Source organism: Caballeronia telluris (assembly GCF_001544495.1).
In the GTDB taxonomy this organism is placed as follows: Bacteria; Pseudomonadota; Gammaproteobacteria; order Burkholderiales; family Burkholderiaceae; genus Caballeronia; species Caballeronia telluris.
Genome location: NZ_FCNZ02000099.1, coordinates 1 through 2,375, shown reverse-complemented (window position 1 = coordinate 2,375; position 2,375 = coordinate 1). Strand labels below are relative to the sequence as shown.

Here is a 2,375-nt window from a genome sequence, read left to right as displayed (position 1 = left end):
CCATGGCAGAAGCTCGTCGATGCGATTGATTTTATGATCGGCGATGTGGGCCAGCACATAGTTCAGGTAAGCACGCGGATCGATGTCGTTCAGGGCACAAGTGCCAATCAGCGCGTACATCGCGGCTGCCCGTTCGCCGCCGCTGTCGGAACCAGCAAACAGGAAATTCTTCCGGCCCAGACTTACACAACGCAGCGCGTTCTCCGCGATGTTGTTGTCGATCTCGAGCGTACCGTCGTCGCAATACAGCAGCAGTGCGCGCCACTGGTTAAGCGAGTAGTTGATCGCTTTGGCGGTATCGGACTTCGCCGATAGCGTTTCGAGCTTTGTCCTGAGCCAGGCTTCGTAGATTTGAAGCAATGGCCTGGCTTTCTGCTGACGTATTCGCAGCCGCTCGGGCGCAGGCCTGCCGCGAATGGCAGCCTCTATTTCATAGAGACCGCCAATGTAGTCGAGTGCTTTCTGCGTCGTGTCAGAGGGCGTGCGAACGTGGATGTCGTAGAACTTTCTCCGCGCGTGGGCATGGCATGCTGCCTCGCGTATCGAGCCATCGCGGAACAACTCGTCGAAGCCCGCATAAGCGTCGGCTTGCAGAATCCCTTTGAAGCTGGCGAGATGAGTTTGAGGGTGGATGCCCTGCCTGTTCGGTGAGTAGGCGAACCAGACTGAAGCCGGTTGCGTCGAACCCGAGCGGCGATCGTCGCGCACGTAGACCCAGAGCCGTCCGGTGCGGGTCCTCTTGTTGCCTGGTGCGAGCACGGGAATAGGCGTGTCGTCCGCATGAAGTTTGGTGGCCGACACCGTATAGCGGCGCAGCGCCTCCGTCAGCGGAGCACACAGTGCCTCGCATTGGCCGACCCAGCGGCCCATACTGGCCCGGTCAAGCGTGACGCCATCGCGAGCCGCGATCGCCGATTGCCGGTATAACGGCTGGTGGTCCGCGTACTTCGAGACGAGAATATCCGCTAGCAGGCTCGGATGAGCGATGCTTCGCTCGATCGGCAGGCCAGGCATAGACGGCTGGGTGATGGCGCTGCAAGATGGACAAACCAGTTTGCGCCGGATCGTGCGAATGACCTTGAACGCCGCTGCGACCCGCGCGAGTTGTTCGGACGCATCCTCGCCAAGAGCTTGCATCGGTTGACCGCAGTCTGGGCAACCCGATTCGGGCTCGAGCACATGATCTTCGCGCGGCAGGTGCGCAGGAAGCGCTTGCCTTGAAGCCGCTTCGCCCGTGGTCGTATTTGAGATGGACACGTTTGCACTGCGGGCCTGCGCACGCTGCACATCCGCGACGCCGCGCCCGGCGGCCAGATCCTCGAGTTGAGTCTCGAGCGTCTCGATTTGCCGCTGCAACTGCTCGGACTTGCGACCGAAGTGCATGCGTCTGAGCTTGTCGATCTGGGCTTTGAGCTGCTCGATCTCGACATCCCGTTCGGCAAGCAGGCTACGGGCCTCGACCAGCAAGGCCTTCAGGGCTTCGACATCGTCAGGAAGATCGGCGCCGTTCGACATGCGCCGTAGTTTACGAGTATGCCGCGCGGTTTACAACATCGATAACGCGGCGGTGCGACGGGGCTGCCTCCAATCGATGCCCTCCAGAAGCATCGACAGTTGGGCTGAACTCAAATGGACCTTGCCACAGTCGGCCTGGGGCCAGATAAAACGGCCTCGCTCGAGCCGCTTCGCGAGCAGCCAGATACCGTCCTCGGTTGCCCAAAGAATCTTTACCAGATCGCCGCGACGGCCCCGGAAGATGTACATGTTTCCGCCCAGCGGATTCTCCTCAAGCGCTGTCTGCACCTTGGCCGCGAGCCCCTGGAACCCACATCGCATATCGGTGACGCCTGCAGCTATCCAGATTCGTGTGCCTGCCGGGAGGGAGATCATGTGCGCAGACTACTCAGCACGATTCGCAACATGTCGGCATCGACCAGGCCGTCCACCTTGACCACCGTGCGACCAATCCGAATCTCGATCGTGCCGGCAGACGCTGCAGGCTTCGTGTCCCGCACTCGCGGATCTACCGGAGACGGTGCAACGACCTCCGCTGGCGTGTCGCTTAACACTACGACCGGAATGAGTCCGGCAGACTGGGCCTGGTGCTCCGCCAGGTAGCGCCGCCGCCAGGTGAACAGCATGTTCGCGTTGATGCCATTATCGCGGGCCAGCTTCGCAACAGAGACTCCCGGCTCGCAAGCCGCTGCCGCTAGTCGCTCACGAACCTCCCGGGGATAATTCGGCCGGCCCGTTCGGGTGCCCGGCTTCGTCTCTTCAGATTGTGACAAAGTGATGTCCATCAAATCGGAAATGATGGACATCACTTTGCCGTCTCGATCAGGGACTTCCTATGACGGCCGCTGCGAGCCGCTTAC

General features: G+C 61.0%; 3 protein-coding genes. All 3 read right to left on the bottom strand.

The window, feature by feature from the left end; translation table 11 throughout:
• On the bottom strand, positions 1 to 1,515 hold a 1,515-nt coding region (gene tnpC / locus AWB66_RS32240), incomplete at its 3' end, for an IS66 family transposase (protein ID WP_087634023.1).
• Between the two features lie 30 nt (positions 1,516 to 1,545).
• Entirely contained in the window at positions 1,546 to 1,890 is a 345-nt protein-coding gene (gene tnpB / locus AWB66_RS32235) for an IS66 family insertion sequence element accessory protein TnpB (protein WP_087634022.1), read from the bottom strand.
• A complete protein-coding gene (tnpA, locus tag AWB66_RS32230; RefSeq protein WP_087634021.1) occupies positions 1,887 to 2,321 on the bottom strand; it encodes an IS66-like element accessory protein TnpA in 435 nt (144 codons plus the stop codon). Before tnpA ends, tnpB begins: the two co-directional genes overlap by 4 nt.
• Between the last annotated feature and the right edge of the window lie 54 nt (positions 2,322 to 2,375).

Excerpts from the sequence above, each read along its gene's own strand:
- tnpB (WP_087634022.1), bottom strand. The coding sequence starts at position 1,890 with ATGATCTCCCTCCCGGCAGGCACACGAATCTGGATAGCTGCAGGCGTC.
- tnpA (WP_087634021.1), bottom strand. The coding sequence starts at position 2,321 with ATGTCCATCATTTCCGATTTGATGGACATCACTTTGTCACAATCTGAA.